This is a genomic window from Nocardioides sp. GY 10127 (assembly GCF_004919085.1).
Classification (GTDB): domain Bacteria; phylum Actinomycetota; class Actinomycetes; order Propionibacteriales; family Nocardioidaceae; genus Nocardioides.
Genome location: NZ_STGL01000001.1, coordinates 354726 through 380839, shown reverse-complemented (window position 1 = coordinate 380839; position 26114 = coordinate 354726). Strand labels below are relative to the sequence as shown.

Sequence of the window (26114 nt, the reverse complement as noted above, 5' to 3'; positions counted from 1 at the left end):
CAGCCGTCCGGCCCTGGTGAGGGGCGAGCGCTCCGACTTAGGGGAGCCTTCCTTTCACGGGCGGGACCGGCGGCGGCAAGATGGCACGCGGTAACCCAGCAGTTATCCCCACCGATGGATCATCGCGTCGCGACGGCGCGGCAGAGGAGATGAGGGCCTGTGGCAAGTCAGGACAGCTTCGGTGCGAAGAGCACCCTGGACGTGGACGGCAAGTCCTACGAGATCTTCCGCCTCGACGCGGTCAAGGGCGACGGGCTCGACGTCGACAGCCTCCCGTTCAGCCTGAAGGTCCTGCTGGAGAACCTCCTCCGCACGGAGGACGGCGCCGACATCACCGCGGACGACATCAAGGCGCTCGCCGGCTGGGACCCGTCGGCCCAGCCCGACAAGGAGATCCAGTTCACGCCCGCCCGCGTGATCATGCAGGACTTCACCGGTGTCCCCTGCGTCGTCGACCTCGCCACCATGCGCGAGGCCATGGCGGAGCTCGGCGGTGACGCCACCAAGATCAACCCGCTGGCCCCGGCCGAGATGGTCATCGACCACTCCGTCATGGCCGACGTGTTCGGCACCCCCGAGGCGTTCGAGCGCAACGTGGAGATCGAGTACCAGCGCAACAAGGAGCGCTACCAGTTCCTGCGCTGGGGCCAGGGCGCGTTCGACGACTTCAAGGTCGTCCCCCCGGGCACCGGCATCGTGCACCAGGTGAACATCGAGCACCTCGCCCGCACGATCTTCACCCGTGAGGTGGACGGCGAGCTGCTGGCCTACCCCGACACCTGCGTCGGCACCGACTCCCACACCACGATGGTCAACGGCATCGGCGTGGTCGGCTGGGGCGTCGGCGGCATCGAGGCCGAGGCCGCGATGCTCGGCCAGCCGGTCTCCATGCTGATCCCGCGCGTGGTGGGCTTCAAGCTCTCCGGCTCGCTGCCCGAGGGCTCGACCGCCACCGACCTCGTGCTCACGATCACCGAGATGGTCCGCAAGCACGGCGTCGTCGGCAAGTTCGTCGAGTTCTACGGCCCCGGTGTGGCCGCGCTGCCGCTGGCCAACCGCGCCACCATCGGCAACATGAGCCCCGAGTTCGGCTCCACCATCGCGGTGTTCCCGATCGACGGCGAGACCACCAACTACCTGCGGCTCACCGGTCGCTCGGAGGAGCAGGTCGCGCTCGTCGAGACCTACGCCAAGGAGCAGGGCCTCTGGCTCGACCCCGAGGCCGAGCCCCGCTACTCGGAGAAGCTCGAGCTGGACCTGGCCACCGTGGTCCCGTCGATCGCCGGCCCGAAGCGTCCGCAGGACCGCATCGAGGTCACCTCCGCCTCCGGCAACTTCGCCGAGGACGTCAAGACCTACACCGAGAACGTGGACGCCAAGGTCGGCGTCGTCCTCGAGGACGGCACCTCCTTCGAGCTCGAGAACGGTGCGGTGACGATCGCCTCGATCACCTCCTGCACCAACACCTCGAACCCGAGCGTCATGATCGGCGCGGCGCTCCTGGCCAAGAAGGCCGTGGAGAAGGGCCTGACCCGCAAGCCGTGGGTCAAGACCACGCTCGCCCCCGGCTCCCAGGTCGTCTCCGACTACTACGAGAAGGCGGGCCTGACCCCCTACCTCGACAAGCTCGGGTTCAACCTCGTCGGCTACGGCTGCGTCACCTGCATCGGCAACTCGGGCCCGCTCATCCCCGAGGTCTCCGCGGCCGTCAACGAGAACGACATGGCTGTCGTGTCGGTCCTCTCGGGCAACCGCAACTTCGAGGGCCGCATCAGCCCCGACATCAAGATGAACTACCTGGCCTCCCCGCCGCTGGTCGTCGCCTACGCGCTCGCCGGCAACATGAAGGTCGACCTGTTCAACGACTCGCTCGGCACCGACACCGAGGGCAACCCGGTCTACCTCAAGGACATCTGGCCCTCGCCGGCCGAGGTCGAGGAGACCATCCGGGGCGCCATCAACTCGGACATGTTCGCGGAGTCCTACGCCGACGTCTTCAAGGGCGACGAGCGCTGGCGCTCGCTGCCGACGCCGGAGGGCAACACCTTCACCTGGGACGAGAGCAGCACCTACGTCCGCAAGGCGCCCTACTTCGACGGCATGCCCGACGAGCCGGCCCCGGTCACCGACATCGAGGGCGCCCGCGTCCTGCTCAAGCTCGGCGACTCGGTCACCACCGACCACATCTCGCCGGCCGGCGCCATCAAGAAGGACTCGCCCGCGGGCCTGTACCTGTCCCAGAACGGCGTCGAGCAGCGTGACTTCAACTCCTACGGCTCGCGCCGTGGCAACCACGAGGTCATGATCCGCGGCACGTTCGCGAACATCCGCCTGCGCAACCAGGTGGCGCCGGGCACCGAGGGTGGCTTCACCCGCGACTTCACCTTCGAGGACGCTCCGGTCACCACCGTCTACGACGCCTCGGTCAACTACGCCGCCGCCGGCACCCCGCTCGTCGTCCTGGCGGGCAAGGAGTACGGCTCCGGCTCCAGCCGCGACTGGGCCGCCAAGGGCACCGCGCTCCTGGGCGTCAAGGCCGTCATCGCCGAGTCCTACGAGCGCATCCACCGCTCGAACCTCATCGGCATGGGCGTCGTCCCGCTGCAGTTCCCGGCCGGCGAGTCCGCCGAGTCCCTGGGGCTCACGGGCGAGGAGACCTTCTCGATCTCGGGCATCACCGAGCTCAACGAGGGCACCACGCCGAAGACCGTCAAGGTCAAGGCCACCGGCGGCGCCGCCGACGTCGAGTTCGACGCGGTCGTCCGCATCGACACCCCCGGCGAGGCGAACTACTACCGCAACGGCGGCATCATGCAGTACGTGCTCCGCAGCCTGCTCAAGAAGGGCTGAGCACCAGCTCCTCACCGACGGCCCGTCGTCCATCCGGACGGCGGGCCGTCGGCCTGTTCGGATCACCCGAGAAATCTCCGGTCAGCCCCCCTCCGCGCAGGGCCGTCGTGACGTGAGGAAGAGTGACCACCCTCTCTCGGCACTCTCGGAGTGATGCCAGCATGACGAGCACCGCATGACCGCCCCCGCTCAGGAGCAGCCTCGGCTCACACGCGCGCTGGAGGATCTCGCGGGCCAGGCTCCGCACGGGTCGCCGGACCCGACCCTCTTCGCCCGCGCCACCCGGGCTCATCGGGCACGGCGGGCGTGGGCCGCGGCAGCCCTCGTCGTCCTCGTGGTCGGGCTCGGCTCCGTGGCCGGCATCGGGGCCCTCGGCAGGACGACGGGCAGCATGGCGCCCGCCTCGGGCAGCCTCGATGGGGGGCTGCCGTCCGTCGTGAGCGAGGTCAGCCCGTACCTGCCCGGGACCGGGGGCAAGCCCTGGGACCCCGTGGCCGTCCTGATGGAAGGTGAACGTGCCACCGGGATCGGCGCCTTCCTCGGCCGGACGACGCCGGGAGTCGTCGCGGTGTCCACCGCGGGGGAGTACCGCTTCCTCGATCTGCCCGACGACGCTGCGGGTGGGTACGCGCTCTCCCCGGACGGGGTGCACGTCGCGTTCTGGGTCACCGGTGATCCCACGGCCAACCCGAACACCGGGGAGCCGATCATCGGTGTCGGCGTCTACGACGTGGTGTCCGCGGCCACGCAGCGGTACCCGATCGAGTCCGCCCACGGCCTCGACCCGCGTGCACTCACGTGGGTGGACGACGACCGGGTGGCGTTCGACTACGGCGCCTGGCTCGGAGGCGAGGGCGACGACGAGATGTCGCAGAGCACGAGCGCCCACGCCCCGGGAACCGTCGTGTGGACACCCGCCACCGGGGCCGCCAGCGTCGTGGACGGGTTCAGGCTGACGGCCGCCGGTGCCGGGTTCCTCCTCGACACCAGCCGGAACACCTGCCTGGACCTCGCGTCGGGCGCGAGGACGACGGTGCGTCCGCCGCACGGCATCAGCGGCGCCTACGCCGTCGGGAACGGCTGTCGGGTCGCCCACGAGTGGCGGAGGACCAGCCCGGGCTGGCCTTCGGTGGCCTCGGAGGACAGGACGACTCGCTACCGCCAGGTGGCGCGCATGCGGCAGCCGCTGGCCGTCGACGAAACCTCACTGACCTACTGGGGTCCCTCGGCGACCACGTTCGGACCACGCGTCGAGCTGACCGGTTACGCCGTGTGGCGCCTCGACCTCCGCAGCGGGGAGACGACCCAGGTGGTGGGCTGGCCGCGGGCGACGTACGGCACCCCCGAGCTGATCGGGCTCGCGACGGGGTACGCGCATGCCCCCACGATCCAGGCTCAGCCGCCTGTCGGCGTGGTCCCGCTGCCGTGGCTGGTCGTCGGTGGGGTCGTCGCGCTGCTCGCGAGCGTGGCCGTGCTGGGCTGGGGTCTACGACGCACCCGCGTGACCGCGCCCGGCCGGGGCCTGGGTGAGCGCCGTGGCTGAGGTCCCGGCGCGCGCGGGCTTCGACGACTGGGTCTCAGCCCGACGTCCTGCCCTGCTCCGGACCGCCTACCTGCTCACCGGCGACCCCCACGACGCGGAGGACCTCGTCCAGACCGCCCTGATCAAGGTCGTGCCGCGGTGGCACCGGATCGCCGAGGACCCCGAGCCATACGTGCGCACCGTGCTGTCGCGCGAGTCCGTGTCGCGCTGGCGTCGGCGCCGGTGGCGCGAAGTGCACACCGACCGTGTCCCCGACGACCTCGCCTCGGCGCAGCACGACCGGGACGTCACCGACCGCGAGGTCTTGCGGCAGGCGCTCGGGGAGCTGTCGCCGCGGCAGAGGACGATCGTCGTCCTGCGCTACTTCGACGGTCTGACGGAGGCCGAGACCGCCCACGTGCTCGGGTTGGGCCTGGGCACCGTGAAGAAGCACGGCCGAGAGGCGATGGCGCGCCTGCGGGACCAACTGGGCGGCCTCGTCGAGGAGCGGGGCACGGAGGAGACGGGACGGCCCGTGGCGGACGTCTCGTCGCGCTGAGTCCGCGGCGAGCCCGTCGGCTCGTGGGCGGACGGGCGGCGGCCCTAGGCTGCGGCTCGTGCGTCTGGCAGAGATCCGTCGGTACCCCGTGAAGTCGCTCAAGGGCCACCGCGTCCACGAGGCCCTCGTCGAGCCGTGGGGGCTCGCCGGCGACCGGCGCTGGATGGTCGTCGACCCCGAGGGCGGCTTCGTCACCGCCCGCGAGGTCAACCGCATGCTGCTGGTCAACGCGGAGCCGATGCCCCACGGCATCCGGCTCTCCGGCGCGGACCTGGAGCCGCTCGAGGTCGCCGAGCCCGACCCCGCCCTCCAGCTGCGCGTGCAGGTCTGGTCGTCCCGCCTCTCGGCGGCAGCCGCGGGCCCCGAGGCGGACGCGTGGCTGTCGGCCGCGCTCGGCCGCCCCGTCCGGCTGGTCCACCTCGACGACCCCACGCGACGTCCCACGAACCCGGCCTACAGCCGCGAGGACGACCGGGTGTCCTTCGCGGACGGCTACCCGCTGCTGCTGGCCTCGACGTCGTCGCTGGCGGCGGTCCAGCAGGCGCACCGGGAGCGTGCCGGCGACGCGGCGCTGCGGCTCACCATGACCCGGTTCCGGCCCAACGTCGTCGTCGAGGGCGCCGAGCCCTGGGCCGAGGACGACTGGCGCGTCGTGCGCATCGGTGAGGCCGTCTTCCGCGCGGTCAAGGGCTGCGCGCGCTGCGTCATGACGACGGTCGACCCGGAGACGGGCGAGCGCAGCAAGGAGCCGACGGCCACGCTCGCCCGCATCCGCCGCTTCGACGGCGCCACCTGGTTCGGGGTCAACCTCGTGCCCGACACCCCCGGGGTGCGCGTGCGGGTCGGCGACCCCGTCGAGGTGCTCGAGGCCGTCGAGCCCGGCCACGGGCCGGTGCGCTCCGCCGGCTGAGCGCGTCGAGCGTCCTCCGCGCCCGCACGCCGGCGTGAGGGCTAGGTTGGCCCCATGCTCCTCGCCTTCAGCATCGCCCCCACCGTCGGCGCCGAGGACGGCTCCGTCTCCGAGGCCGTGGCGGCCGCCGTCAAGGTGGTCCGCACCTCGGGGCTGCCCCACGAGACCACCTCGATGTTCACCACGATCGAGGGGGAGTGGGACGAGGTCATGGCCGTCGTCAAGGAGTGCGTGGACGTCGTGGCCGCCCGATCGCCGCGCGTCTCGCTCGTGATGAAGGCCGACGTCCGGCCCGGCTGGGACGGGCAGCTGACCGCGAAGGTCGAGCGCGTCGAGCAGCTGCTGGCCGAGGACTGAGCGCACCGTGTCGACGTCGCCCGAGGAGGAGCCCGTCAGGTCGGGTGCCACCCGGCGACGGCTCGTGCTGGCCGGGCTCGTGGCCGGCGGGGCCGCGCTCGTCGTGGGCGCCGCCGTGCTGCCGGGGCTCCGGTCCGGCGCGCAGGTGACCGGGCTGGCCGCCGTCCGGGTCTACGAGGACCTGCCCCGCGACCACGTCGAGGGCAACGTGACCTACGAGGAGTCCCCGCCCGTCGGCGGGCAGCACGACCCCGTCTGGCTGGACTGCGGCGTCTACGACACCCAGGTGAGGGCCGAGAACGTCGTCCACGACCTCGAGCACGGGACGGTGCTGCTCACCTACGACCCCGCCGTCGTCGAGGACGACGAGGTGGCCACCCTGGCCGGCTTCCTGCCCGACAACGGCATCCTGTCGCCGTGGCCGGGGCAGGGCGCCCCGGTCGTGGCCACGGTGTGGGGCCGCCAGCTCGACCTGACCGGCGTCGACGACACCAGGCTCCCGCTCTTCCTCGAGGCGTTCGGGCACGGCGAGACCGCGCCGGAGCCCTTCGCGTCGTGCGCGGGTGGGCTGCACGACGCGGACGGCACGGGCGACCTGTACGAGGACGGCTCGCTGGCGGCGTGACCGTGCCCGACTGTCGTTCGGTCGAGGTGCCCTCCGGGCGGCTGACGGCCGTCGGTGCCGCCCCCTAGGGTGGAGGGGTGACGCTCGCCCCCCTGACGCTGCCCACCTCCGCCGACCCCGCCGACTGGCTGGCCTTCCTCGACGCCCGCTCCCGTGCCGCGCTCCCGCAGGCGGAAGGGCTCGTGGACCGGCTGCGCGCGCACGAGGCGGGTGACCCCGCGGCGCTGACGACGTGGAACGACCTCGGTGTCGTCCTGGCCAACGCCTCGAACAGCTGCGGCCTGCTCTCGCAGGTGCACCCCGACGCCGGCGTGCGCGACGAGGCCGAGAAGCTCGAGACCGAGCTGCACGGGTTCCGCACGCGCCTGATGCTCGACACGGACGTGTACGCCCGGCTCGCTGCTCTCGAGGGGCGGTCGCTGGACGACGTCCTGGGGGAGGGGGCCGACCGTGTGCTCGCCGACGCCCTGCGCGCGTTCCGCCGCTCCGGCGTCGACCGCGACGAGGGGACGCGCGAGGTGCTGCGTGGCCTGTCGGAGCGGGAGAACGACCTGAGCCAGGCCTTCTCCCGCAACATCCGCGACGGGGCGACCTCCACCCGCGTCCCCGCAGCCGCCCTCGACGGCCTCCCGGCGGACTACGTCGAGGCCCACCCCGTGGCCGAGGACGGGACGGTCGAGATCACCACCGGGTACCCCGACACCCACCCGTTCCTCGCGTTCTCCACCGACCGCGAGGCCCGGCGCGCGGTGATGACGACGTTCCTCAACCTCGGCTGGCCCGCCAACGACGCGGTGCTCGCCGACCTGCTCGCGGTGCGCGAGGAGGAGGCCCGCACCCTGGGCTACTCCGGTTGGCCGGACTTCGACGCCGAGGTCAAGATGATCGGCTCGGGCGACGCCATCGCCGCCTTCGTCTCCAAGATCGCCGCCGACGCCACCGACTCCGCGGCCAGGGACGCGGCGCTGCTCACCGAGCGGGCCCGTCAGGACCACCCCGGCCTCGAGCGGCTCGACGTGGCCGACGCCCGGCACTACGGCGAGGTGGTGCGTCGCGAGCGGTTCGAGGTCGACGCGCAGCAGACGCGGACCTACTTCGACTTCACGCGGGTCCGGCAGGGCCTGCTCGACGTGACCGGGCGGCTGTTCGGCCTCACCTACACCGCGGTCCCGGACGCCCCCAGCTGGCACGACGAGGTGGCCGTCTACGACGTCACGCTCGACGACACCGGCGAGATCCTCGGGCGCATCCACCTGGACCTGCACCCGCGCCCGGGCAAGTACAACCACGCCGCCCAGTTCGACCTCGTTCCGGGCGTCGCGGGTCGCCAGCTCCCCGAGGGCGTGCTGGTGTGCAACTTCGGCCGCGGCCTGATGGAGCACTCCGAGGTCGTCACGCTCTTCCACGAGTTCGGCCACCTGCTGCACCACACGCTCGCCGGTCGGCACGCGTGGGTGCGGTTCTCCGGCGTGGCGACCGAGTGGGACTTCGTGGAGGCCCCGTCGCAGATGCTGGAGGAGTGGGCCTGGGACCACGGCGTCCTCGCCACCTTCGCGACCGACGCCGCCGGCGAGCCGATCCCGGCCGACCTGGTGGACCGGATGCGCGAGGCCGAGGAGTTCGGCAAGGGCTACTACGCGCGCACCCAGATGTTCTACGCGGCCATCTCCTACTGGCTGCACCAGGAGCGCCCCGCGGACCTCACCGCGCGGGTGGCCGAGCTGTCCGCGGAGTACGCGACCTGGGCGCAGCTCCCGGACACGCACTTCCACTGCGGCTTCGGCCACCTGGGCGGGTACACCTCGGCGTACTACACGTACATGTGGAGCCTCGTCATCGCCAAGGACCTGTTCTCGGCCTTCGACACCGAGGACCTCTTCGCCCCCGACGTGGCGCGGCGCTACCGCGACACGGTGCTGGCCGCGGGCGGCAGCGACGACGCCGCCGTGCTCGTGGAGCGCTTCCTCGGCCGGCCCTACGACAACCGCGCGTTCACCGCGTGGCTGGAGAGCTGACGCGGGGAGTGCCCAGCGGCGCCGTCCGCTCGGCCTGGAGCTGGTGGCCGGCGAGGGTGAACCCGAGCCGGCGGTAGAGCCGGGTGATGGCGTCGTGCGGGTCGCACACCGTCACGAGCGTGTCGGCGGCGTACTCGGCGGCGGCGTGGGCGGCGGCCGCCTCCACCAGGAGGGCGCCGAGCCCACGGCCGCGGGCCTCGGGGTGGATGGCGGCGCGGCGCAGCCGGGCCCGTCCGTCGTCCGTGCGGACGACGCCGGTGCTGGCGAGCATCCGGTTGCCCTCCCAGGCGCCGAACCAGGCGGCGTTGCCGGCCTCGCTCACGCGCCGCTGGACCCCGGCGCGCCGGGTCGCCAGGGTCTCGTGCACCTGGCTGCCGTCCCCGCCGTCGCAGGCCAGGTCGAGGGCGACCTTGTGCGCCCACGCGTCGTCGCTCTCGATCCGCTCGACCCGGGCGTTGGACGTCGGCGCGTGGGGGAGCAGGCCCTGCGCGACGAGCACGAGGTCGGCGGTCGTCGAGAACTTCGCGTGGGCCAGGCCCGACAGGGAGCCCGCGTCCCCCTCGGGGTCGTCGAACCCGAGCGCCACGTGGCCGAAGCCCGGCAGCTCGCGGTGGAAGAGCTCCACTGCATGACCCAGGTCCCGACGCAGCGGGACCCGGCGCAGGAGCACGAAGTTGCCCCAGCGCCAGGTGGGCAGCTCTGGGGTGCGCACGACGACGAACGTCGGGTGCGCCTCGATCTCGCTGCCGGCGAGCCGGAGCATGGCCAGGTCGGTGGCCCAGGCGGGGGAGAGGATCTCCATGGCCGAAAAATACCTGGCCGTCGACGTCAGGTGTCGGCTGGTTCGCCCCGCGGGCACGGATTTTGCCCGAACGGTCCGTACCGGCCCGCCCGCCGGGGTGCCGCGGCGCTCCCGGAGGGCTGGGAGCATGACGGCATGGAGTCCACCCTCATCGACGTGCGCACCGGGTCCGACGAACGGGTCCTCGACCTGACGCGACAGGCGGCGTCGTTCGTGTCCGGCGTCGGCAGCGGCAGGGAGGACGGTCTGCTCCACGTCTTCGTCCCGCACGCGACCGCGGGCATCGCGATCCTCGAGACCGGGGCCGGCAGCGACGACGACCTCCTCGCCGCCCTGGCCGACCTGCTGCCCGCCGACGACCGGTGGCTGCACCGGCACGGCTCGCGGGGCCACGGTCGCTCCCACGTCATGCCGGCGCTCGTCCCGCCCTACGCGAGCGTGCCGGTGATCGGCGGGCGGCTGGCGCTCGGGACCTGGCAGAGCATCTGCCTGGTCGACCTCAACCTCGACAACCCGGACCGGCAGGTCCGGTTCTCGTTCCTGGCCTCGGCCTGAGGTCCCCCGCCTGACGAGTCGGGCCCGACGCCCATCGTGCCCCTGCCACGCGCGAACCGCCCGGGCCCCGCGAAGCGCGGGTCCCGGGCGGCTCTCAGGGGGCCTCCGGCCGGCGCGTGCCGGCCGGAGGTGCGGTCACTTCGACGTGCTCGTGTTGTAGAGCGTGTCGCCGCTGTAGGTGGCGGTGAGCGTGCCGCTGACGGCCCGGTTCAGCGTGGCGGTGCCGTCGACGAGCGGCTTGGCGTTCCCGACGGGGCTGCCGTCGACGTAGAACTGGACGGTGCCCGTGGGCGCCTTGGTCTCCGTGGTGGCGGACGCGACCGACGCGGTCTGCGAGGAGTCGCCCGCCGTGACCGAGGTCGTCGTGGTGCGGAAGGCGACCCGGAGCAGGAAGTCGCGCAGGGTGTCCTTCCAGAAGGCCCAGGTGTGGCCGCCGCCCTCGGTGAACCAGGTGAAGGGGACGCCGGCGGTGACCAGGCCGATCCGCTCGGCCTGCGCCGTCATCATGGGCGCGTTGCCACCGGTCTCCTGGGCGCCGATGGCGACGTGGATGCCGAGGACGTCGAGGAGCTCGGGGTTGTAGTAGGCGTCGTCGACCGGGGTCGTGCCCTGACCGGTGACCGTGACGGCGGGAGCCCCGTTGGCGGGGGACCAGGCGCCGACGTAGCCGAACGCGGTGGTGTCGGTGAAGAGGAAGTTGTTGGCCGCGGTGCCGTACGCGGAGGTGCCCGCGAAGGCCATCCCTGAGGAGTCCGTGGAGATGTTGTAGCGGTCGGCCACGTAGGGCAGGACGGTGTCGAGGATCTCCGAGTCGTAGTCGCCGCTGGGGCTGGTGCCCGTCGGCATGACGACGACCATCTTCTGGACCTGCTTCGACGCGATCAGGTTGTCGAGGATCTGCTGGATCCGGCCTCGGGTCGGCCAGGCGATCTCGGTCTCGCCGCCGCCGTGGCTGAGCACGAGCACCGGGTAGGGCTTGGCCCGGTCGGGGTCGTAGCCCTTGGGCGTGTAGATCGCGGTGGAGTCGATCCCGCTGGCGATGTTGTCCGTGGAGGTGGGGATCTCGACCTCAGCGAGGGAGCCCTGCTTCGAGACGGCGGCGTCGGCCTCCCAGGAGCGGTCCTCCGTCCCGAAGCGCGAGTCGGAGGGCACGTAGACCTGGCTGAACACCGCCGCGTGGCCCAGCACGGTGTCACCGTCGGTGTTGTAGGCCGGGTTGGCCGGGTCGGGCTCGGACGTGCAGCCGCTGGTGGAGGTCCCCTCGGCGGTGCAGTCCACGTAGAACTGGTAGTCGAACGTCCCGGACGGGAGCGGCACGGTGTAGCGCCACACGCCGTTGCCGGGGTTGAGCGTCATGTCGGCCACGGCCCAGGCCTCGCCGGGGCCGTTGGGGGACTGGAGCGGGAAGTCGCCGGCGGTCCAGGTGGCCGCGCTGATGGGCGAGGAGTTGGTCTGGTCGGTGCTCGTCGACAGGTCGCTGGCGAACGTCCAGGTCCCCTTGATCTTCACGTTCTCCGCGTCGGGGGCCTTGACCCGGAACGTGACCACGTAGCCGGTCGGGCCCTTGCCGGTGTGGCGCACGGTCGGCGCCAGCGTGTGGGTGGTCTTGGCGGACGTGGACGAGGCTGCGGCGTCCGCGCTCGTCGTCGTGACGAGCGGGGAGACGGCGGCCGCCGCACCGAGGAGGCAGGCAGCGGTGACCGCGACCCTCCTCGTGGACAGGGATTGAACAAGTGACATGACAGCTCCTGGTGACGAGAGGCGCCCGTGGGCGCGCTCGAGAACCGGCGGAGGAGGCACGCTGACCTGCGAGAACTCCAAGTTTCCGAGTGGGTCCGACCGGTGCGGTGATGCTAGTCACAACAAATTCTTGACTACAAGAGTTGAAGCACAAATAGTTGCCAGGGGCGACCAATCTGCCTAGCGCTGAGCAGAATGAAAGGCGTCGTAGCCCCCTGGCCGGACTCTTTGCCCAGCGCACAGTCGACGCACAGAAGCCCTGGAGGATTCGCCCAGTCGTCTGCTTGAACGTTCGCGTCGTGAACAACACGAAGCGACCCACCGGTTCCCTCCTCGGCCGCCGATCCTTCCTCGCCGGCACCTCCGGCGTCCTCCTGCTCGGCCTGGCGGCCTGCAGCAGCGACGACTCCACCGGCTCGTCCAGCAGTGCCGGCAGCGCCAGCAGCTCCGGCTCCCCCGACATGAGTGGTGGCCCCGGCGGTGCGATGGGCGGCGGTGGCACGGGCGCCGTCAGCGACGACGCGCAGGCGCTCATCGACGAGGTGGCCGACGCGTTCACGCAGGAGAGCTTCACGGACCCCGAGAACGGCAACGAGCTGCCCTACAACCTCTTCCTGCCCGACGGGTACGACGAGTCGCAGACCTACCCCGTCGTCTTCTACATCGCCGACTCCAGCCTGGTCGGCCAGGACGTGACGGCGCCCCTGAACCAGTACGGCGCCCTCATCTGGGCCAGCTCGACCGAGCAGGACAAGCACGCCTCGATCGTTGTCGTCCCTGAGTTCCCCTCCGTCACCATCGACGACCACGACAGCTACACCACCACCAGCTACGTGGACACGATGAAGCGCCTGGTGGCGCAGGTCCAGGAGGACTACAGCGTCGACTCCTCGCAGGTGTACGCCACCGGCCAGTCCATGGGCTGCATGACGTTCCTCTACCTCACCGGTCAGGACCCCGACCTCTTCACCGCCGAGCTCTTCGTCTCCGGTCAGTGGCAGACCAGCGACCTCACGGGCCTCGAGACGTCCACCTTCACCTACATCGCCGCCGGCGGCGACGAGAACGCCTCCGGTGGGCAGGCGGACGTCGAGTCGATGCTCGACGACGCCGGGATCTCCTACGCCACCACCACGCTCGACGCGACCGACTCCCAGGACGACCAGGACGCCGCGATCGAGTCCATGTACGACGAGGGCCTGGCGATCAACATCGCGACCTTCGACGCCGGCACCGTGATCAGTGCGGCCGAGGCCGACGGCGGCGACACCAGCAGCGAGCACATGGCCTCCTTCGAGGCCGCCTACAAGATCGAGGCCCTGCGCGACTGGCTGTTCAGCCAGACCTCCTGACGGTGCTCGTGCCCGGCGTCCGCTCAGCCGAGCAGGCGCCGGGCCAGGTCCAGGTGGAACCGGACGCCGTGCAGCAGGTCGTCCACGTGGACCCGTTCGTCGGCGTTGTGGAAGCCGGCCGAGACGACCTCCGCGGGCGTCGCCACGAGCGGGGTGAAACCGTAGGCGACCACGTCGCCCGCCGCCCGCAGGTACACGGAGTCGGTGAAGCCCGTGGTGAGGACGGGCAACAGCTCCGCGGTCTCGCCCCGCGCGGCGAGGACCTCGGCCATCGCTGAGCTCAGCGGCGTGGCGTGGTCGCCCTCCCAGGGCGACACGCTGCCCGGCACCAGGGACTCGGGCCACTCCAGGTCGTAGGGCAGGTCGTCGCCGAGGCGGCGACGGACGGCGGCCTCGACGTCCGCCTCGGTGGTCCCGGGCAGGAGCCGGCAGTCCAGCTCCACGCTGGCCCGGGCCGGCATGACGTTGCGCTTGGTCGAGCCGGCCAGGAGCGTGGGGGCCATCGTGGTGCCGACGAGCGCGGCGAGGTCCACGGCCAGGGCGGGGTGGAGCAGGGACGCCTTGCGCACCGCGGCCTCGAGGCCCGCGGGCCCCGGCCCGACCGGAGCGCCGTTGAGCTGGGCGAGGAGCGTGTCCAGGGCCGGGTGCCCGAGGGGCTCGGGCATGCCCTGGCCCACGCGCGTGAGGAGCTCGCCGAGGATGACCACGGCGTTGCGCCCCACGCTGGGCATCGAGGCGTGCCCGGCCTCGCCGCGGGCGACGACGCGGACCGGGTAGGTGCCCTTCTCCCCGGTGCTCACGGTGAGCACCGTGCGGCCGTCGGTGAGGTTAAGGCGGAGGCCGCCCCCCTCGTTGACGGCCCACGTCGGCCGCACGTCGGGCCGCTGCTCGAGCAGCCAGCGCATGCCGACCTCGGCGGTGCCGTCCTCCTCGTCCGCCACGACGACCAGCCACAGGTCGCCCCGCGGGCGGAAGCCCGTGCGCGCGAGCTCCGCCAGCGCCACCGTCCGGGCCGCCACCTCGTTCTTCATGTCGACGGCGCCGCGGCCCCACAGCCAGCCGTCGTCGTCCACTACCGCCTCGAAGGGCGGGTGCGTCCAGTCCCGGGCATCGGCGGGGACGACGTCGCTGTGCCCGACGAAGGCCAGGGACGGTGCGTCGGGGTCGCTGCCGGGGAGCCTGGCCACCAGGTTGGCCCGGGCGTCCTCGCGTGCCACGAGCTGCACCTCGACGCCCGTGCCCTCGAGCGCGGCGGCCAGCAGCTCCGCGGCCGGCGTCTCCTGGCCCGGAGGGCGTCCCAGGGCGGCTTCCGGCGCGTTGGAGGTGTCGACGCGGATCAGCGCCCGCGCCAGGGCGAGGACCTCCGCGGCCAGGTGCTGGTCCGAGGCAGGGGGGAGCGGCCCGGTCATGCCGTCACCCCCAGGCGGTCGAGCACCCACGCGTGGACGTCCGCCTCGTAGGCCAGCGCCCCCTCGCGCCCGGAGGGGCCGGCGTGCGACCCGGCGCCGACCTCGACGCGGAACAGGCAGCGGGGCGACCACGCCGGGTCGGTGTGGCGCAGGGCGGCCACCCATTTCGCCGGCTCGTGCACCATCACGCGCGGGTCGTGCAGGGCGCCGGTGACCAGCAGGTCCGGCCGGTGACCCGCGGGCGGCAGGTTGTCGTAAGGGGAGTACGCCAGCATCCATGCGTGCTGGTCCGGCAGGTGCGGGTCCCCCCACTCGTCCCACTCGTTGACGGTGAGCGGGATCGACGCGTCCAGCATGGTCGTGACCACGTCCACGAAGGGCACCTCGGCCACCACGGCCCTCCAGCGCTCAGGACGCCGGCTGAGGACCGCGCCCTGGAGCAGGCCGCCGGCGGAGAGGCCCCTGGTGGCGAGGCGGGCGCCGTCCACCAGCGGCGTCGTGCCCGGGAGGTCGCCCGCGAGGCCGTCGGCGACGGTGAGCAGGTCGTCGAACGTGTGCTGCTTGTGGGCCAGGTGCCCGTCCTGCCACCACCGCCGGCCGCCCTCGCCGCCGCCGCGCACGTGGGCGTGGACGTGGACGACGCCCCGGTCCAGGAGGGCCGGCAGGGAGGCGTCCCACTCCGCCTCGAAGGTGTACTCGTAGGCGCCGTAGGCCCACAGGTGGCAGGGAGCGGAACCGTCCAGGGGCGTGTCCCGGTGGCGCACGAGGGTGGCGGGCACCGGCACGCCGTCGTTCCCGGTGAACGTGCGCCGCTCGGTGACGTAGTCCTGCGGGTCGTGGCCGGGCGCGGCCTCGCGGTGCACCTCCGTGAGGTCGCCGGAGGCGAGGGAGACGCGCGAGGCGACCGGCGGCTGGGTGCGCGACTGGTCGACGACCAGTGGGGCGGGCTCGTCGAACCACGGGTTGCGCCCCAGGCGCAGGTAGCCACCGTCGAACGCGCTGGTCAGCAGGGTTCCCGGCGCCGTCAGGTCGGCGTGGGGGCCCTCGGCGGCGAGCACCCGCAGGACGTGGCCCTGCTCGCTGCGCAGCGAGAGCACCAGGTGGCCGGCGAACGCGTCGACCCGTTCCAGGCGCTCGCTCGGGTCCTCCGGTCGAGCCAGGGTCCAGGACGTGTGGTCCTGCCCGGTCGCCGGCGGCACGGGTGCCCGCACCAGCCGCAGCTCGGGCGCGTCGTCGTCGGTCACGACCAGGAGGTGGCCGTGCGGGGTGCCGTCCGGGACGTGCTCGGCGCGGTAGACGACCCCGCGGCGGCGGCCGCCGATGCTGCGTGGCGGCGCGGTCGGGTCCTCGGCGTCCAGGAACCACGACTCGCCCGTGTCGCGGCTCTCCGCCAGCACCAGGACGGCGCGCCCGCTGCGGCTCGCGCGCAGGTGCAGCTCGAAGCGCTGGTCGGGCTCGGTGAGCACGAGGACGTCCTCGTCCACGGGGGTGCCGAGTCGGTGGCGCCACACCTGGTGCGGCCGGTACGCGTCGTCGTGGACGGTGTAGAAGAACCAGCGGGAGTCGGCCGACCAGGCGCCGCCGTAGTAGCTGCGCGGCACGACCTCGTCGAGGTCCTCGCCGGTCGTCAGGTCCCGGAAGCGGAGCTCGTAGACCTCGTCGCCGTCGGTGTCGACGGAGTAGGCGAGCAGCCGTTCGTCGGGGCTGACCAGGGTGACCCCGAGCTCGAGGTAGTCGACGCCCTCGGCCAGCGCCGCGACGTCCAGGACGACCTCCTCGGGCGCCGCCCCGTCGGCCGAGCCGACCTCCGGTGCCATCTCCGGGGCCATCTCCGGATTGACGTTCGGCCCGAGACGGATTCCGTCGTCAATTCTGTGGTGCTCGACTGAATCCTGTTTCGATCCGGTTTCGATCGCGTGGATTCTGCGGACGAGTTGCGGGTAGTCACTTCCCGGCAGGACGCGGCTGTAGTACCAAGAACCCGAACGGCGCCACGGCGCCGTGGTGTCCGTCTCCGGGAGACGGGCGACCATCTCGGCCAGCAGTGACGAGCTCAGGGGGACCAGATGCCCGACCGCATCGTCGTGGAAGGCGCGCTCAGCGCGCAGGTAGTCCAGGAAGCGCGGGTCGGCGGCGTCGCCACGCCCGCTCATCCAGTGGTAGGCGTCGGGTCGCACCGTGCCGTGCTCGACGTGCTCGTGCGGCTCGCGGGGCGCGGTCGGCGGCTGCGGGGTGGTCACGACGGGCAACCTAGCCCGTCCGCGCGACGGCTGACGGCGATCGGTGCCGTCCTCGCCGCGTTCGCGGCGCTCGTCCTCGCCGCCCTCCCCGGGGCGGCGGGCGCTGCCCAGGCGGGCACGGTCTCGTCCGACTCGAGTGGCGACACCGTCCGGTTCACGGCGGGCATCCTCAACGAGGTCGACTCCTTCAACCCCTTCCTGGGGATCGAGGCCGAGTCGTTCGAGATGTGGTCGCTGATGTACGACTCGCTCGTCACCTACACCCAGGACGACATGTCGCCCTCGCCGGGCCTCGCCAGCTCCTGGGACTCCTCCGAGGACGGCCTCACCTGGACCTTCCACCTCGACGACGGGGTGACCTGGAACGACGGTGAGCCGCTGACCAGCGCGGACGTCGTCTACACGTTCGACCGCATCCTGAACGGCACGGTGGAGAAGGCGACGTGGGGCTCCTACCTGCGCGGGGTGAGCGACGTGAGCGCGCCCGACGACGACACGGTGGTCCTCACGTTCACCAAGCCGAGCGCGGTGATGCCGCTGCTGCCGATCCCGATCCTCCCCGAGCACGTCTGGAGCGACGTCAGCTCCTCGAAGATCCGCAGCTACGCGAACGAGCCCACCGACGGCCAGGCGGTCGTCGGGTCCGGTCCGTTCGAGCTGGTGGACGGCACCGCCGGCGGTTCGACCTACACCTTCGAGGCGAACCCCGACTACTGGCAGGGCGCGCCGCACGTCGACGAGCTCGTCTACCGGGTCTACAAGTCCGAGGACCCGGCCGTGCAGGCGCTGATCAAGGGCGAGGTCGACTACGTCTCCGGGATCTCCGCGCTCCAGGTCGACGCGCTCTCCGACGAGGACGGCATCACCGCCCACAACGCCGACAGCCCCGGCTTCGACGAGATCTCCTTCAACGCGGGCTCCGTCGACCTCGACACGGGGGACTCCCTCGGCGACCCGAACCCGGCGGTCCTCGATCCCGCTTTCCGGTACGCCATCGGCCTCGGGATCGACCGGCAGCAGCTGGTCGACAAGGTCTACCAGGGGGCCGGGCAGGTCGGGTCCACGATCATCCCGCCGGCGTACACGACGTTCCACTGGGAGCCGGACGCCGACGACCTCGCCTACGACCCCGACGAGGCCGGGACGCTCCTGGACGAGGCGGGCTACACGATGGGCGACGACGGGCTGCGTACCTTGCCCGATGGGTCCCCGATCGGCACGCTGCGGCTCTACGCGCGCAGCGACTCCCAGACGTCCGTCGACACGATGACCTACTTCAAGGAGTGGCTCGCCGACCTGGGGATCGAGTCGACGGTGAAGGCCGTGGAGTCCTCCAAGCTCACCGACGTGATCCTCTCCGGTGAGTTCGACGCCTTCCAGTGGGGCTGGTACGTCGAGCCCGACCCGGACTCGATGCTCAGCTACATGACGTGCGACCAGCGGGGGAACTGGTCGGACTCCTGGTACTGCGACGCCGAGTACGACAAGCTCTACGAGCAGCAGCGCGTCACCACGGACCGCGACGAGCGGGCCGCGATCGTCCAGAAGATGCAGCAGATCCTCTTCGAGGACGCCCCGTACCTGGTGACCGCCTACAACACCGTGGGCGAGGCCGTGCGCACCGACCGGTTCGCCTGCTTCGAGCCGCAGCCGGCGGAGACGGGGGTCTGGCTCTTCGGCTACGGCGTGGCCAACTACCTGAACATGCGCCCGGTCTCCGAGGCGTCGGACTGCGCGGACGACCCCGCCGCGCTCCAGCCCACGGGCTCCGCGGCGTCCGGGGCCTCGGGCGCGTCCGGGGCCGCCGGGCTCGGCACGGGGGCCTGGGTCGGCGGGGGCGTGGTGCTGGTGCTGCTCGTCGCCGGTGGCGCCGTCCTCCTGCTCCGGCGTCGCGCCGGCGCGGAGGACCGCGAGTGAGCGTCGTCTCCGAGCCCGCTCTCGCGTCGGCCGGGGCACCGGTCCGGCGCGGGAGCGGGTACCTGCGGTTCGCCGCCACCCGGGTGGCGGGCTCGCTGGGAAGCCTGGCGTTCCTGCTGGTGCTGAACTTCTTCCTGTTCCGGGTGCTCCCGGGGGACCCGGCACGCACCCTGGGCCGCGGCCGGTTCACCACCCAGGAGCAGCTGGACGCGTTCAACGCCGCCTACGGGCTCGACCAGCCGATGCTCCAGCAGTTCGTCACCTACCTGCGCACGACGCTGCACGGGGACCTGGGGATCTCGCTCAAGTACCGGGTGCCGGTGACCGAGCTCATCGCGGACCGCATCGGCCCCACGCTGCTCCTGGTCGGCACCTCGACGGTGCTCGCCGCGGTCATCGGGATCTGGCTGGGCGTCCACAGCGCGTGGCGGCACGGCAGCCGGTTCGACCGCTTCGCCACCGGCTCCTCCCTCACGCTCTACTCGATGCCCGAGTGGTGGCTGGGGCTGCTCCTCATCGTCGTCCTCGCCGTGGGGGTCGGCCCCGTGCCCGGCCTCTTCCCGACGGGCGGGCTGCACTCGGTGGACGTCGACGTCTGGTCGTTCGCCGGCGTCCTCGACACCGCCTGGCACCTGGTCCTGCCCGTGGCGACCCTGACCCTCGCCTACCTGGCCGACTACGCGATGGTGATGCGTTCCTCGCTGCTCGACGAGATCGGGGCCGACTACCTCACCACCGCCCGTGCGACCGGCCTGCGGGAGGCGCAGGTGCGTAACCGGCACGCCGTGCGCAACGCCCTGCTGCCGACGACGACGGTCGTGGCCCTCAACATCGGCTTCATCGTGACGGGAGCGATCACCGTGGAGACGGTCTTCTCCATCCCCGGGTTGGGGCTGCTGGCCACCGAGGCGCTCTCGGTGCCCGACTACTGGGTGCTCCAGGGGACGTTCCTCGTCTCCGCGACCGCGGTCATCGGCCTCAACCTGGTCGCGAACCTGGTCTACGGACTGCTGGACCCGCGGGTGCGCGCATGAGCGCCCCGACGCTGACCCCGGGCGCGCTCGCCCGACGCCGGCGCGCGGAGTCGTGGCGGCGCGGGTGGTCGGAGTTCCGCACCCACCGCAGCGGCCTCGTGGGGCTGGGGGTGCTGGTGGTGTTCGTCCTGGTGGCGCTGCTCGCCCCCGTCCTGGCGGACTCCGACGGGCTCTCCGTCACGAAGGCGACGGGCGGGGTCCTGGAGGCTCCCTCGGCGCAGTACTGGCTCGGGACCGACGACAACGGACGCTCGGTGCTGACCCTGCTCATCTGGGGCTCGCAGGTCTCGCTCATGGTCGGCCTGCTGGCCACGGTCATCTCGATGGGGATCGGCACGCTCGTCGGCCTCGTCTCCGGGTACTTCGGCGGCGTGCTCGGGCAGGTGCTGTTCCGGGTGACCGAGTGGGTGCTCGTGCTGCCCCAGCTGGTGCTGGCCATCGTCCTGGCCAGCCTGTTCGACCCCTCGCTGCTCGTCATCTCCGCGGTCATCGGCGTCACGTCGTGGCCGGGCACGGCGCTGCTGATCCGGGCCCAGACCCTGTCAGTCAAGGAGCGCGCCTACCTGGAGCGGTCGCGGGTGCTCGGTGCCGGTCACCTGCACCTGCTGCGTCGCCACGTCCTGCCGAACGTCGTGCCGATGGTGTTCGCCAACACCACCCTCACCGTGGCCATCGCGATCCTCAACGAGACGACCCTGTCGTTCCTGGGCCTGGGGGACCCCACCCGCGTCTCGTGGGGCTCGATGCTCGAGGACGCCTTCTCGGTCGGCGCCATCACCACGGGCTCGTGGTGGTACCTGCTGCCACCCGGGCTGTGCGTCGTGGGCGTGGTCCTCGCCTTCACGCTGGTCGGCCAGGCGCTCGAGAGCGTCCTGGACCCGCGGCTGCGAGGCCGCCGATGAGCGCGGAGGCCCGGGTGGAGCCCGGCGCCCCCGTGCTGGCCGTCGAGGACCTGCACCTCACCTACGTCACCGCCGACGGGGACGTCCCCGCGCTGCGCGGGGTCTCGCTGGAGGTCCGCTCGGGCGAGGTGCTCGGCCTGGCCGGGGAGTCGGGGTGCGGCAAGTCCAGCCTCGCGAGCACCGTGCTGCGGCTCCAGCCGGCGTCGGCGCGGGTGTCGGGTCGCGTCCTGGTGAGCGGGGAGGACGTGCTGACCCTGCGCTGGGGCGCGCTGCGCGCGGTCCGGTGGGCCGGGGCGTCCATCGTGTTCCAGGGGGCGCTGCACTCCCTCGACCCCGTGCAGCGCGTGGGGCACCAGATCGAGGAGCCCATCGCGCTGCACGAGCCCGGCACGTCCCCGGCCGAGCGGCGGCGACGGGTCGCGGAGCTGCTCGAGCAGGTCGGCCTGCCCGCCGCCCGCGCACGGGCGTACCCGCACCAGCTCTCCGGCGGGCAGCGGCAGCGGGTGATGATCGCGATGGCGCTCGCCTGCCGCCCGGACCTCGTGGTCGCGGACGAGCCGACGACCGCGCTGGACGTGATGGTCCAGGCCCAGGTGCTCGCGCTGCTGTCCGAGCTGGTGCGCGGGAGCGGGGTGGCCATGGTGCTGATCAGCCACGACCTGTCGGTTCTGGGGCAGATGAGCGATCGGGTGGCCGTCATGTACGCCGGGCGGGTCGTCGAGCAGGGGCCGGCGTCCGCCGTTCTCGGCGACGCCCGCCACCCCTACGCGGCCGCGCTCTCGGGGGCCTTCCCCCGGGTCGGCGACCCGGCGGCCCGCTTCGCCCCGTCGGGCCTGCCCGGGGACCCGCCCGACCTGCGGAGCCTGCCGCCCGGGTGCCCCTTCGCGCCCCGGTGCCACCGGGCCGCGCCCACGTGCGCCGAGGCGGAACCGGCACTGCTGCCCCTCGCGGTTCCTTCCGGCCCCACGAGTGCCGCAGGCCCCGCTGGACCCGCTGGCCCGGCTGGACCGCGCGAACGCCTCGCCGCCTGCGTCCGACTGGAGGAGTCATGACGAGCCACCCCGACGGACCCGTGCTGGAGGCCCGCGGGGTCTCGGTGCGCTTCCGGACCCGCGCCGGGGAGGCCCGCGCCCTGGACGGGGCCGACCTCCGGGTGCGCGCGGGCGAGATCGTGGCGCTGGTGGGGGAGTCCGGCAGCGGCAAGACCACGCTGGCGCGCACCCTCGTGGGCGTCCAGCGACCCACGGAGGGCCAGGTCCTCCTGGACGGGACGCCCCTGCCCACCAGGGCGAAGGCGCTCGCGCCTTTCCGCCGCCGCGTGCAGATGGTGCTCCAGGACCCGGCAGGCGCCCTCAACCCGCGGCACACCGTGTACGACTCCGTCGCGGAGGGGTTGCGGCTGCACGGGCTCTCGCAGGGCGCGGATGGACGCGGGGAGGAGCAGCAGGTCGCCGACGCGCTGTCAGCGGCCGGTCTCCGCCCGCCCGAGCCGCTCTTCCTGCGCTACCCGCACGAGCTCTCCGGCGGGCAGCGCCAGCGCGTGCTCATCGCCGGCGCCCTCGCGCTGTCGCCGCAGCTGCTGGTGGCGGACGAGCCGGTCTCCGCGCTCGACGCCTCCATCCGCGGCGAGGTGCTCGCCCTGCTGCTGTCGCTGCGCGAGACGCTCGGTCTCGGCGTCCTCGTCGTCACCCACGACCTGGGGCTGGCCTGGAACGTCGCCGACCGCACCGCCGTCATGTACCTCGGCCGGGTGGTCGAGGAGGGCCCCACCGAGCAGGTGCTCACCGACCCGCAGCACCCCTACACGCAGGCGCTGCTCTCGGTCGTCCCTGAGGTGGAGGGGCTCGCGCCGCAGGTGCTGCGAGGCGAGGTGCCCGACCCGACGCACGTCCCCGCCGGCTGCCGGTTCCACCCGCGCTGCCCGGCGCTGGCGGACGGCCGGGCCGAGGCGGCGGGCGTGGCCGCAGCCTGCCGGGGGACCGCCCTGCCCGTGCTGCCGATCGCCGAGGACGGCGCCCACCGGGCCGCCTGCCACCTCGTGACGCCGCCGGGCTGAGGGCTGCGCCCGGGTCGGGCGGGGGTCAGCGGGGGTCGGCGGGGGTCAGCCGGCGTCTGCCTCGCCGTAGATGGGCCCGGCCTCGGGTGGCCACGTCCAGGTCCTGGCGGCGACCTCCCGACCGTCCTCCTCGGCCCGAGCGCTGATTTTGGTACGGACCCCGGCTGCGTCCACGTGCGCCTCGAGGGTGCTGGTGACCCGGACGTGGACTGGCCCGTTCTTTCCCGGCCCGTCCTCTCCCGGCCTGTCCTCTCCCGGCCAGGAGAGCGTGTAGGTCGTCTCGGCCCGCGCGGTCTGCGCGTGGGTGCGCCGGTCCACGCTGACCTCGCCGCGGTAGTCCTCCGACCAGGTCGCGCCGTGGGGCGCGGCGCCGGAGGAGTCGCCGCCGCCGTACCGGGTGCGGGCGGTCGTCGTGCGCCGCAGGACGTCGTCGACGACGTCCCAGCGGGGGTCCACCTCGTCCGCCTCGTCGTGGGTCTGGCCGTCGGCAGCGCTTCGCTCGGAGGAGTGCAGTGCGCCGGGGGCGAGAGACGGTGCGGGGTGCGTGCCCTCCAGCAGCGGCAGGTCGAGGTGGGCCTCGTGGACGGTGAGCGTGACCGGCCCCGAGGGCGCGGCCGTGTTCGGCCAGTCGCTGCCGGCGATGCTCAGCCGCAGGCGCTGCCCCGGGGCGAACCGGTGGGCCACGGCGTCCAGCTCGAGGTCCAGCGCGACCGGCACCCCTGGGGCCAGCGCTCGCCGCTCGCCGTGCAGGTCGTGGGCCAGGGTCAGGTCGCGGGTCCCGCGGGTGACGAGCTCGCCGGTGCCGTCGGGGAAGACGTCGACGAGCTTGACCGACACCAGGGCCTGTGGGGCGTCGGCGCTCACGACCAGCCGGACGCGAGGGTGCCCCACGACGGGTGCCTCGGGCGGGTCCAGGTCGTGCACCAGGGAGCGGGCGTCGTCCGGGCGCTGGTCCAGCGGGAGCCCGAACGGGAGGTGACCGGCGCAGTCCAACCAGGCGGCGGTGCCGGTGGACGGGTCGACGGGCAGGGTGGCGGGCGGGGCGTCCGCCGGGTGCAGCGTGCGCCGCCAGGAACGGGTCGGAGGCACCGAGGGCAGGCGCAGCCAGTGCCCCTCGTGGGTGTCGAGGTCGGGCTCGGGGCGCGTCGAGGACCGCACGAAGACGTCCGCGTGGCCGACGTCCTCGCCCTGGCCGAGACCGGCTGGTCCGCGTAGCCAGCGGTCGAGGAACGCCACCATCTCCGTGTCGAGGTCCACCCGGGGGCCGGGCATGGCCGTCGCGGGGTCCGCGTGGGCCCAGGGCCCGGCGAGGAGACGGTGCGGGACGCCGTGCCGGGCGAGCTCGGCGGTCGTCCGCAGGCCGGTGTTGGAGTACCCGTCGGCCCAGCCCGTGACCAGCATCGTGGGCACCCGGAGGCGCTCGTAGCCATCCGTCGCGCCGGCCCGGGCGCGGACCGAGCCGTGCCGCCAGTAGCCGTCGTGGTGGGCGTGCTTCAGCCAGGTGTGCAGCCAGGGCGTGTGGGTTGCCCAACGGCGCGCCCACTCCTCGCGCCAGCCCGGGCCCCACAGCGCGGGAACGGGCGGGAGGAGGACGGTCGGGGTCATGTAGTGGCAGTAGTCGACCAGGTCGAGCAGGCGGAGCGACCCGCCGCGCCAGTGGACGTCGTCGGTCCACCGGTCGTCGCTGGCGTGGACGGCCACGACGGCCCCCAGGACCGGTTCCGCCGGGGTGCCGGCCACCGCGCACGCCGTCTGCAGGGCGTTGAAGCCGGAGTAGGAGGTGCCGAACATCCCGACCCGCCCGGTGCACCAGGGCTGGGCGGCGAGCCAGACGAGCACGTCGACGAGGTCGTCGGTCTCGGTGGCGGGGTACTCGTCGACGGCGGTGCCCTCCGACGAGCCGGTGCCCCGCAGGTCGAGCCGGCAGACCGCGTAGCCGTGGCGGTCACGCAGGCTGCGGTACTGCGACGACCAGGACGACGTGAGGTCGTCCTTGCGGTAGGGGAGCGCCTCGAGCAGGCACGGCTGCGGGCCGGCGTCCTGCTGGGGGAGGTAGAGGGTGGCGCGGAGCGTGGTGCCGTCCCGGACGACGACCTCGACCTCCCGCTCGGAGGCCGAGACGGAAACGGGGTCCGGCTCCTGGTCAGCCACGCAGCAGTCCCTGGAGGACCTCGGCGTCGAGCCCCTCGCTCACGTGCCCGTCGCGGCCCACGGTGGTCGGTGCGGAGAGCAGGGAGTCGTAGACCGCCTCCTCGGTGGCGTCGACGACGGCGGTGAAGAGGGGGTCGAGGTCACGCCCCGAGCGTGCGGGTCCGTCGGGACGCTGGTCGCGGTCGAGCCGTAGGCCGGTGGAGAAGCCGAGGAAGATCTCGCCGCTGCCGTGGTGGGCGACCGAGCCGACCCGGGCCAGGCCGAGGCCGATGCGTCGGGCCAGCCGCGCGCACCCCGCGCCGTCCACGGGCGCATCGGTGACGACGAGCCCGAGGCAGGAGCCGGCGGGCCGGTCCGGCTCGGTGGTGCCGGGACCCCCGGCGGACGGCCAGGCCCGGCCGACGGCGACGCCGTCGACCCTCAGCTCCTCGCGGGTGCCGAAGTTGGTGAGGAGGAGGACGGCCACGGTCGTCCCGTCGGGCAGGACGCGGGACGCGGTGCCGATCCCGCCCTTGAAGCCCAGGCAGCTCATGCCCGTGCCGGCGCCGACCGCGCCGGTCGGCGGGGGAGCCGCCGCGCCGACGGAGGCCACCGCGGCGGCATGCGCTGCCCGCACGTCGTCCTCGGTGACCTGCATCCGCCGGCAGTCGTTGAGCCAGGAGTCGTCGCACTCGCCCACGACGGGGATCACGACGTCGTCCGCGACCCCGGCGTCGCCCTCCAGCGCGATCGTGCAGGCGGCGTCGTAGACGCGGCCGAGCTGCATGGTGGAGGTGAGGTAGACGGGGGTCTCCGCCGCGCCCCACTCGGCCGCGCTCAGGAATCCGGTGCACTCCCCGGCGCCGTTGAGCACGGCGCCGCCCGCCGGTACCGGGCGGCGGTAGGCGTCCTCGGCCAGGAGCAGGCAGGTGACCCCGGTGCGTGCGGTGCCGCGGCCCAGCGGGGGCGCGGGCTCGTCACGGACGAGGGTCGCGTGGCCCAGACCGACACCGGGCACGTCGAGCACGGACGCCGTGGGGCCACTGGGCAGGGTGCCGGGGGCGAGGCCCAGGTCGCGGGGGCGCGGGCGTGCGGACATGTCGACATCCTGCCGCGTCGTACCGCCGCCGCGTCGGTGC

General features: G+C 73.0%; 20 protein-coding genes. 14 read left to right on the top strand and 6 right to left on the bottom strand.

Features of this window, described 5'->3' with window-relative positions; genetic code table 11:
- Window positions 1–159: 159 nt before the first annotated feature.
- The 7 genes from acnA to E8D37_RS01630 all read left to right on the top strand — a co-directional run bounded on the left by acnA (window position 160) and on the right by E8D37_RS01630 (window position 8838).
- A complete protein-coding gene (acnA, locus tag E8D37_RS01660) occupies window positions 160–2850 on the top strand; it encodes an aconitate hydratase AcnA (protein ID WP_136567998.1) in 2691 nt (896 codons plus the stop codon).
- A gap of 175 nt (window positions 2851–3025) precedes the next feature.
- Window positions 3026–4393 carry a hypothetical protein gene (locus E8D37_RS01655; protein WP_136567997.1) on the top strand — a complete coding sequence of 456 codons (1368 nt, stop codon included), beginning with the start codon at window positions 3026–3028 and terminating at the stop codon, window positions 4391–4393.
- Entirely contained in the window at window positions 4386–4931 is a 546-nt protein-coding gene (locus tag E8D37_RS01650; protein WP_136567996.1) for a SigE family RNA polymerase sigma factor, read from the top strand. The genes E8D37_RS01655 and E8D37_RS01650 overlap by 8 nt, the downstream gene beginning before the upstream one ends.
- A gap of 58 nt (window positions 4932–4989) precedes the next feature.
- On the top strand, window positions 4990–5841 hold the full coding sequence (locus E8D37_RS01645) for an MOSC N-terminal beta barrel domain-containing protein (protein ID WP_240770118.1): 852 nt from the start codon (window positions 4990–4992) through the stop codon (window positions 5839–5841).
- Window positions 5842–5895: 54 nt separating this feature from the next.
- Window positions 5896–6198 carry an MTH1187 family thiamine-binding protein gene (locus E8D37_RS01640; protein ID WP_136567994.1) on the top strand — a complete coding sequence of 101 codons (303 nt, stop codon included), beginning with the start codon at window positions 5896–5898 and terminating at the stop codon, window positions 6196–6198.
- 7 nt (window positions 6199–6205) lie between these two features.
- Window positions 6206–6823 (top strand): DUF3105 domain-containing protein, encoded by a 618-nt coding sequence (locus E8D37_RS01635; RefSeq protein ID WP_136567993.1) that lies wholly within the window; start codon window positions 6206–6208, stop codon window positions 6821–6823.
- 77 nt (window positions 6824–6900) lie between these two features.
- Window positions 6901–8838, top strand: a complete 1938-nt coding sequence (locus tag E8D37_RS01630; protein WP_136567992.1) for a M3 family metallopeptidase — start codon at window positions 6901–6903, stop codon at window positions 8836–8838.
- Here the strand turns inward: E8D37_RS01630 and E8D37_RS01625 are convergent.
- A complete protein-coding gene (locus E8D37_RS01625) occupies window positions 8816–9640 on the bottom strand; it encodes a GNAT family N-acetyltransferase (protein WP_168929569.1) in 825 nt (274 codons plus the stop codon). The genes E8D37_RS01630 and E8D37_RS01625 overlap by 23 nt on opposite strands.
- Before the next feature lie 135 nt (window positions 9641–9775).
- Between E8D37_RS01625 and E8D37_RS01620 the strand changes: the two genes are divergently transcribed.
- Entirely contained in the window at window positions 9776–10195 is a 420-nt protein-coding gene (locus tag E8D37_RS01620; protein WP_136567990.1) for a secondary thiamine-phosphate synthase enzyme YjbQ, read from the top strand.
- A 135-nt stretch (window positions 10196–10330) separates the two neighbouring features.
- Here the strand turns inward: E8D37_RS01620 and E8D37_RS01615 are convergent, their stop codons facing one another.
- Entirely contained in the window at window positions 10331–11935 is a 1605-nt protein-coding gene (locus E8D37_RS01615; protein ID WP_136567989.1) for an alpha/beta hydrolase-fold protein, read from the bottom strand.
- 299 nt (window positions 11936–12234) lie between these two features.
- On the opposite strand from E8D37_RS01615, the gene E8D37_RS01610 reads away from it, so the two are divergent.
- A complete protein-coding gene (locus E8D37_RS01610) occupies window positions 12235–13287 on the top strand; it encodes an alpha/beta hydrolase-fold protein (protein ID WP_136567988.1) in 1053 nt (350 codons plus the stop codon).
- Window positions 13288–13310: 23 nt separating this feature from the next.
- Here E8D37_RS01610 and E8D37_RS01605 read toward each other — a convergent pair whose 3' ends face one another.
- Entirely contained in the window at window positions 13311–14696 is a 1386-nt protein-coding gene (locus E8D37_RS01605) for a M20/M25/M40 family metallo-hydrolase (protein ID WP_136567987.1), read from the bottom strand.
- A complete protein-coding gene (locus tag E8D37_RS01600) occupies window positions 14693–16936 on the bottom strand; it encodes a prolyl oligopeptidase family serine peptidase (RefSeq protein WP_168929568.1) in 2244 nt (747 codons plus the stop codon). Before E8D37_RS01600 ends, E8D37_RS01605 begins: the two co-directional genes overlap by 4 nt.
- Here E8D37_RS01600 and E8D37_RS01595 point away from each other — a divergent pair.
- The 5 genes from E8D37_RS01595 to E8D37_RS01575 are packed head-to-tail and all read left to right on the top strand — an operon-like array spanning window position 16880 to window position 22845.
- On the top strand, window positions 16880–18853 hold the full coding sequence (locus E8D37_RS01595) for an ABC transporter substrate-binding protein (protein WP_168929567.1): 1974 nt from the start codon (window positions 16880–16882) through the stop codon (window positions 18851–18853). The genes E8D37_RS01600 and E8D37_RS01595 overlap by 57 nt on opposite strands.
- Window positions 18850–19887: an ABC transporter permease gene (locus E8D37_RS01590; protein WP_136567984.1), complete on the top strand. Its 1038-nt coding sequence runs from the start codon at window positions 18850–18852 to the stop codon at window positions 19885–19887. Before E8D37_RS01595 ends, E8D37_RS01590 begins: the two co-directional genes overlap by 4 nt.
- Window positions 19884–20789: an ABC transporter permease gene (locus E8D37_RS01585; RefSeq protein WP_136567983.1), complete on the top strand. Its 906-nt coding sequence runs from the start codon at window positions 19884–19886 to the stop codon at window positions 20787–20789. Before E8D37_RS01590 ends, E8D37_RS01585 begins: the two co-directional genes overlap by 4 nt.
- Window positions 20786–21841, top strand: coding sequence for an ABC transporter ATP-binding protein (locus E8D37_RS01580; RefSeq protein WP_136567982.1), 1056 nt, complete (start codon window positions 20786–20788; stop codon window positions 21839–21841). Before E8D37_RS01585 ends, E8D37_RS01580 begins: the two co-directional genes overlap by 4 nt.
- On the top strand, window positions 21838–22845 hold the full coding sequence (locus tag E8D37_RS01575; protein ID WP_136567981.1) for an ABC transporter ATP-binding protein: 1008 nt from the start codon (window positions 21838–21840) through the stop codon (window positions 22843–22845). Before E8D37_RS01580 ends, E8D37_RS01575 begins: the two co-directional genes overlap by 4 nt.
- Before the next feature lie 45 nt (window positions 22846–22890).
- Here E8D37_RS01575 and E8D37_RS01570 read toward each other — a convergent pair whose 3' ends face one another.
- The gene (locus tag E8D37_RS01570) at window positions 22891–24996 is read right to left on the bottom strand and encodes a CocE/NonD family hydrolase (protein WP_136567980.1); all 2106 of its coding nucleotides are present in this window, start codon (window positions 24994–24996) and stop codon (window positions 22891–22893) included.
- On the bottom strand, window positions 24989–26074 hold the full coding sequence (locus tag E8D37_RS01565) for a P1 family peptidase (RefSeq protein ID WP_136567979.1): 1086 nt from the start codon (window positions 26072–26074) through the stop codon (window positions 24989–24991). The genes E8D37_RS01570 and E8D37_RS01565 overlap by 8 nt, the downstream gene beginning before the upstream one ends.
- Window positions 26075–26114: the final 40 nt, after the last annotated feature.

Excerpts from the sequence above, each read along its gene's own strand:
- E8D37_RS01565 (WP_136567979.1), bottom strand. The coding sequence starts at position 26,074 with ATGTCCGCACGCCCGCGCCCCCGCGACCTGGGCCTCGCCCCCGGCACC.
- E8D37_RS01655 (WP_136567997.1), top strand. The coding sequence starts at position 3,026 with ATGACCGCCCCCGCTCAGGAGCAGCCTCGGCTCACACGCGCGCTGGAG.
- E8D37_RS01620 (WP_136567990.1), top strand. The coding sequence starts at position 9,776 with ATGGAGTCCACCCTCATCGACGTGCGCACCGGGTCCGACGAACGGGTC.
- E8D37_RS01575 (WP_136567981.1), top strand. The coding sequence starts at position 21,838 with ATGACGAGCCACCCCGACGGACCCGTGCTGGAGGCCCGCGGGGTCTCG.
- E8D37_RS01625 (WP_168929569.1), bottom strand. The coding sequence starts at position 9,640 with ATGGAGATCCTCTCCCCCGCCTGGGCCACCGACCTGGCCATGCTCCGG.
- E8D37_RS01580 (WP_136567982.1), top strand. The coding sequence starts at position 20,786 with ATGAGCGCGGAGGCCCGGGTGGAGCCCGGCGCCCCCGTGCTGGCCGTC.
- E8D37_RS01605 (WP_136567987.1), bottom strand. The coding sequence starts at position 14,696 with ATGACCGGGCCGCTCCCCCCTGCCTCGGACCAGCACCTGGCCGCGGAG.
- E8D37_RS01585 (WP_136567983.1), top strand. The coding sequence starts at position 19,884 with ATGAGCGCCCCGACGCTGACCCCGGGCGCGCTCGCCCGACGCCGGCGC.
- E8D37_RS01615 (WP_136567989.1), bottom strand. The coding sequence starts at position 11,935 with ATGTCACTTGTTCAATCCCTGTCCACGAGGAGGGTCGCGGTCACCGCT.
- E8D37_RS01640 (WP_136567994.1), top strand. The coding sequence starts at position 5,896 with ATGCTCCTCGCCTTCAGCATCGCCCCCACCGTCGGCGCCGAGGACGGC.